Annotated in this window: 7 protein-coding genes; 4 read left to right on the forward strand and 3 right to left on the reverse strand. The window is 73.3% G+C overall.

Features of this window, described 5'->3' with window-relative positions:
• Window positions 1-126: 126 nt before the first annotated feature.
• Together ACIPXC_RS34790 and ACIPXC_RS34795 are read left to right on the forward strand one after the other, a co-directional pair.
• Entirely contained in the window at window positions 127-1,311 is a 1,185-nt protein-coding gene (locus tag ACIPXC_RS34790; RefSeq protein ID WP_401626450.1) for a chaplin, read from the forward strand.
• A gap of 179 nt (window positions 1,312-1,490) precedes the next feature.
• Window positions 1,491-1,838, forward strand: coding sequence for a hypothetical protein (locus ACIPXC_RS34795; RefSeq protein WP_401626453.1), 348 nt, complete (start codon window positions 1,491-1,493; stop codon window positions 1,836-1,838).
• A 104-nt stretch (window positions 1,839-1,942) separates the two neighbouring features.
• Here the strand turns inward: ACIPXC_RS34795 and ACIPXC_RS34800 are convergent, their stop codons facing one another.
• Window positions 1,943-2,182: a chaplin gene (locus tag ACIPXC_RS34800; RefSeq protein ID WP_030845163.1), complete on the reverse strand. Its 240-nt coding sequence runs from the start codon at window positions 2,180-2,182 to the stop codon at window positions 1,943-1,945.
• A gap of 184 nt (window positions 2,183-2,366) precedes the next feature.
• The gene (locus ACIPXC_RS34805; RefSeq protein ID WP_401626460.1) at window positions 2,367-2,834 is read right to left on the reverse strand and encodes a hypothetical protein; all 468 of its coding nucleotides are present in this window, start codon (window positions 2,832-2,834) and stop codon (window positions 2,367-2,369) included.
• A gap of 275 nt (window positions 2,835-3,109) precedes the next feature.
• Between ACIPXC_RS34805 and ACIPXC_RS34810 the strand changes: the two genes are divergently transcribed.
• Window positions 3,110-3,520 (forward strand): rodlin, encoded by a 411-nt coding sequence (locus tag ACIPXC_RS34810; RefSeq protein WP_401626463.1) that lies wholly within the window; start codon window positions 3,110-3,112, stop codon window positions 3,518-3,520.
• Window positions 3,521-3,648: 128 nt separating this feature from the next.
• Here the strand turns inward: ACIPXC_RS34810 and ACIPXC_RS34815 are convergent, their stop codons facing one another.
• A complete protein-coding gene (locus ACIPXC_RS34815; RefSeq protein ID WP_401626466.1) occupies window positions 3,649-4,290 on the reverse strand; it encodes a vitamin K epoxide reductase family protein in 642 nt (213 codons plus the stop codon).
• Window positions 4,291-4,482: 192 nt separating this feature from the next.
• Here ACIPXC_RS34815 and ACIPXC_RS34820 point away from each other — a divergent pair, with 192 nt between their 5' ends.
• A complete protein-coding gene (locus tag ACIPXC_RS34820; protein ID WP_401626468.1) occupies window positions 4,483-5,253 on the forward strand; it encodes a DUF6227 family protein in 771 nt (256 codons plus the stop codon).
• Window positions 5,254-5,438: the final 185 nt, after the last annotated feature.

The following is a 5,438-nucleotide window of genomic DNA, read 5'->3' on the forward strand; positions in this document are numbered from 1 at the left end:
GTTTGTGGTGCGGGACGGTGGTATTAAATTTCTGGGTGGGTGTTTCCGTCTGTTAGGGGGGGGGGCCCCCCCGCGCCCACCTCCGACACAGCACCGGCGACCGTGCCGGTAGACAGGGAAGGACCCATGCGACAGGTACTGAGCCGACAGGTACTGGGCAAGGGGATGCTCACGGCGGCAGCCGCGTCGAGCCTGCTGTCGATCGCGACCGGTGCGGCCTACGCGCACAACGGCGCGACGGCCGAAGCCTCGCACTCACCCGGCGTGCTGGCCGGCAACAGCGTCTCGGTACCGATCACCTTCGCGCCGAACGTGTGCGGCAACAGCGTGGACGGCGGTGCGGCGCTCAACCCCGCGATGGGCAACACCTGCGCCACCGGGGCCGGCTCGCACACCGACGAGGGCCACGACTACCGGCGCTACCTCAGCCCCGAGCACGCCGAGGCCCTTGAGCGCTACCTCGACGAGCGCCCGGGCCGCCACGCGGTGCCCGAGCAGCGCCAGGAGTCGCGGCGCCACGAGGTGCCGCGGCAGGAGGTGTCCCGGCCGGAGGCCCCCCGGAAGGAGGGACCCCGCCACGCGAAGCCGCGCCACGAGGAGCCCCGCCACGAGCCCCGCCACGAGGGCGGCTACGGCGGCCCGGGCGAGGAGCAGGGCCCGGAGGAGGAGTGCGACGACCACCCCGCGCCGCCCCCCGCGCCGCCCGCGCACCACGCCCCGCCGGCGCCCGAGCACCCGCACCCGAAGCCGGAGCCGGTGGAGGAGCACCCCGCGCCCCTGCCGCGGCCGGTCCAGGAGCAGCCCGCGCCGCCCGCGGAGCAGCCCGTACCGCTCCCGGCCCCGGCGCCCGCCCCGCAGCCGCCGGCCGAGGAGGCACCCCTGCCGCTGCCCGCCCCGCAGCCTCCCGCCGAGGAGGTTCCGCACACGCTCCCCGCCCCGGCGCCCGGCCCGGCGCCCGTGGTCGAGGAGGAGGTGCCGCCCGCGCCGCCGCACGGCAGTCAGCCCGTCGTACGCCCGGCGCCCGCTCCGGCCCCCGCTCCCGAGGCGGTACCGCCGGTGGAACCGCCGCCGGCCGCCCCCGCCGGCGACACCCCCGTCCACCTCCCGCCGGGGCCCGCGCCGGCTCTCGCTCCCGCTCCCGAGGCGGTACCCGCACCGGCCCCCGCGCCCGCCCCGGCTCCGGCCCCCGCCCGGGTGGACGCGCCCGTGCTGGCCGAGACGGGCGCGGGTCAGCCCGCGGCCGCGGCGGCCCTCGCCTCCGCCCTGGTCCTGGGCGGCGCGATTCTGTACCGGCGGTCGCGCATCTCCTGACGCCGCAATACCGGTAATCGGAAGAAACAGCGGCCGGAGAATCCTTCTGGGATTCTCCGGCCGCTGTCGTGTACCCGCGCGTCCGCGTTTCCACGGCGCACGGGAATCGTTACGCATGACGAAAGCGGCGCGCCGGTCGCCGATGACGCCTCTGTCCACGAAAGAAGAGGATTTCGATAATGAAGCTCACGAAGGTCGCCGCTGTCGTCGTCGGCTCCGTCGCCGCCCTCGGCGCCTCCGGTACCGCGTTCGCCGCCGGGCCCGCGGGCGCGATGCCCCCCATGAGCCTGACCGGCGGGGTCACGGAGACCCTGGACTCGGTCGCCCCCGTCACGGAGTCCCTTCCGCAGACGGTGGGCAACGGGCTGGCCGAGCAGGGGGACACCGTCAACAAGGTCGTGGGCACGGCCCAGAAGGTCAACAAGGTCCGCAACGACGCGCCCGGCACCGTCCTCGGCCTCGCGAACGGCGCCACCCAGGCGTCGCCGCTGCTGGGCGGTGTACAGCTCAACGGCGGCAAGAACTGATCCACGCCGGTCGGATCCGGGCCGGGCCGCGTCCGGCCCCTGCCGACAAAACTGTGGGCGCCACCGGCAAGGCCGGGGCGCCCACGGTCGGTTGCGCGACGACGTCAGTCGTTGACGCAGACGTTGCCGAACGCCGGGTTCAGCAGGGCGATCACGTTCACGGTGTTGCCGCAGACGTTGACCGGAACGTGGACCGGGACCTGGAGCAGGTTGCCGGAGAGGACGCCGGGGGAACCCACGGCCGCGCCCTCGGCCGACGAGTCGGCGACGGCGGAGCCGGCGGCACCGGCCGCGGCGAGACCAGCGGTGGCCAGGACCAGGGCGGCCTTCTTGGCAGAGTTCATGGGAAGTGCACCTTCTGTTCGACGTTCCGCCCCGCTCCGGGGCTCACACCGAGCGAAACGGTTCCACACTGCCCGACGACACGGTTCCGCACACGATCAGACCTGTTCGGCTCAATCGCCTTCACCGTGTTGCCGTTTCGGGACGGCCCGGGCCCGGCCGCGATCCGCCGGACACCCCCCCTGGCTAGGGCACGGCGGGGAGCTGGAGGTCCGGCAGTTGGATGTCGGGGACCTCCGGCACGAGGTCCACGGGAGCCGCCGGCACCACCGGGGCCGCCGGATCGGGCAGCGCCGGCGGGGTCAGCGGCGGCAGCTCCGGGATCTCGACCCCCGGGATCTCCGGGAGCTGCACTCCCGGGATGCTCGGCAGGTTGATCTCCGGGAGGTTGATCTCCGGGAGGTTGATCTCGGGCAGCTCGATCTCCGGGATCTTGATGTCCGGCAGGGTGACGCCCGCCGGCAGCAGCGCCTTGATCTGGGCGAGGAGTCCGTTGATGAGGTCGTCGATCGGGCCTGCCGGAGCCGCCTTGGTGGACACCGTGCCGGAACCGGAGTCGGCCGCGCTCGCGGGTGCCGCCGCGCCGGTCAGTATGACGACGGCCAGCGCCGAGGGGAGGAGAAGGCGGGCGCGGGACGGCCTGGTGCGGTGCATGGGGGTTCCTTCGCGTGGGGACACGGGGACTCGCGGGCGGACCGTTCGGCCCGCTCCTCACTCACCGTGGGAACACCTCGCACGGAGCGCAACAGGAGAGCGGGCGACTGGGGTCGCGTACGGGCTTCGCGCACGTGTCCGCAGGCGGCTCACCCGGGCTGGGGAAAACATCGGGACGCGCGGGCCGTTTGAGTGAAGCAGCGGAACCAACCCCCTGACCGGGCAGTTGACCAGGGCGCTCCATCAGCGGGCACTCGTGCGACAAAAGGATCAAGATGTTCAAGAAGTTCATGACCGCCGCCGCGGTCTCCGCCGTTGCCGTCGGCGCTGGCGCTGCTGCCGCGGCCCCGGCCATGGCCATCGGCAACGACAACGGGATCAACACCGTCAACGGCAACGGTGCCCAGCAGATCTACGGCAACCAGAAGACCCACGGCGACCAGAGCCCGCAGCTCAGCCTGGTCCAGGGCACGCTGAACAAGCCCTGCATCGGTCTGCCGGCGAAGATCAACGCCCAGTCGCTCGTCGCCGCGGTCAACGTCGGCGTCCAGGACATCAACGTCCTGTCCAACCCGCAGAACCAGCAGTGCACCGAGAACTCCACCCAGGCCAAGGGCGACGAGCCGCTCTCGCACATCCTGGACAACATCCCGGTCCTGTCGGGCAACGCCTCCGCCGGCAGCTGACACCCGCCGCCCCGCCCGGTGGGCGGGGCCCGGGCCCACGGCCCGCGCGGTGATGTGACAGGTGATGTGACAGGGGCCCCGGCAGCGTCCAGCTGCCGGGGCCCTCGTACGTGCCGCGCACGCGGCGCTCAGCCGGTCCAGAAGTCCCACCACCGGGTGAGGACCAGCATCCCGATCACCCCGATGTGCAGGGCGGGCGGGGCCCAGCCGAACTCGGTGAAGAAGACCCGCAGCGGGCCGGGGGCGGGGAGCACGCGCGTACGGACGTTGTGTGCGGTGACCGCCCAGAACATCAGCAGCGTCGCCACCCAGGCGAGGCAGCACCACAGGCAGAGCGCGTTGATCTCGTAGAGCGACTGGACCATGAGCCAGCTGCAGAAGCCGACGCCGAACAGCGTGCCGGCGTTCAGTCCCAGCCAGAACCAGCCGCGGTAGCCGGCGCCCGCCAGCAGGCCCGCACCGACGCAGACCACGACGGCGTAGGCGACCAGCCCCAGCATGGGGTTGGGGAAGCCGAAGGCCTGCGCCTGCTCGCTCTGCATCACGCTGCCGCAGGAGACGACCGGGTTGAGGCTGCAGGCGGGCTTGAAGTCCGGGTCCTCCAGCAGGAGGAACTTGTCGAGGGTGATCACCCAGGAGGCCAGCACTCCGGCCGCGCCGGTGACGACCAGCAGCCACGCCAATCCCCTTGGCGTTCGGCCGCGTTCGCCCTCGTCTGCACTGCGGGGCCGTACCTGCCGGCGCGGGACGCCCACTGTATTCGTTGCCATGGGGCCCATAATCCCCCGTCTCCCCCCAGAGCGGTTCCAACCATGAGCATTCGCACGCAAGTTGACCTGAAGGTGTGGCGGGAACCTCCGATGCTTCCCGGACGTTTTACCGAACCCCGGACGTGATGTCAGAGCCAGGGGTTACGTTGAGCTTCCGCGAAGTGACAAGCTGCGACGGCCTGGAGACCCACCTTGAGCGATCCGTACGAGACAACCGAGGCGCACCTCGACCGACTCCTCGGCCGCGCCCTCAACTCCTTCGACCTGCCCGACCGGCTGGTGGAGCGCCTCGGTACGGCGCTCGCCCACAGCTCTTCGCTCTGCACCACCCACCACAATCCGGCGGCGGGTGTCTGGCGGGAGACCCGCCGGCACACCTATCTGCTGGCCGACGGCGGATCGGTCTCGCTGTGGGAGCTGTCGTACCGGCCGGCGGGCGACCGGGCCGTGCGGCACGAGGTCTTCACGAGCAGGGCGGAGACCTGCCTGGCGGTGGCCCGGCTGTTCGGGGAGTCCGCCGCCGGGGCGGTCCCGGATCCGGTGCCGCTCGCGGGCGAGGAGGAGGCGGACGGCGATCCGGCGGCGTTCGGTGCGCTGTTCGCCGCCCCGGCGTCGGCGGCCCGGCACCGGGAGTACGTGGTGGAGGAGTCGGCCGACCACGCCCGGCGGGTGCTGCGCCGCGCGGAGAACGGGGACCGGCCCGGCGAGCGGGTGGCGGCGCTGCTGCGCGCGGCGTACGCGCACCACATCACGCAGGCGTTCGGGACGCGGCAGGCCCTGCCGAACGGGCGGGACGCGGGCTTCAACCTCTACGAGCACGCCTTCGTGCTGCTGGACGGGACCGAGCTGAGCCTGTGGGAGGTCGAGCACACGGCGACGCCCGACGGGCGGCACATGTGCGAGGTGTACGAGAGCGAGGCCGCCGCGCGCGGAGCGATGGAGTCCCGCGCCCGCGTCGGCTGAGCGCCGCCGCCCGTCCCGTACCGGCACAGAAGCCCGTCCCGTACGGGCACAGAAGAACGGACGTGGGCCCCCCCGGCGGGGGGGGGGGGCCCCCGGCCCCCGGGGGGGGGCCCCCCCCCCCCCCGGGCGGGGCCCCCCCCCCCCGCTGACCCCCGGGGGGCGCCCCCCCCCACGGCGGGGGGACA

This window comes from Streptomyces sp. NPDC090021 (assembly GCF_044748225.1).
In the GTDB taxonomy this organism is placed as follows: domain Bacteria; phylum Actinomycetota; class Actinomycetes; order Streptomycetales; family Streptomycetaceae; genus Streptomyces.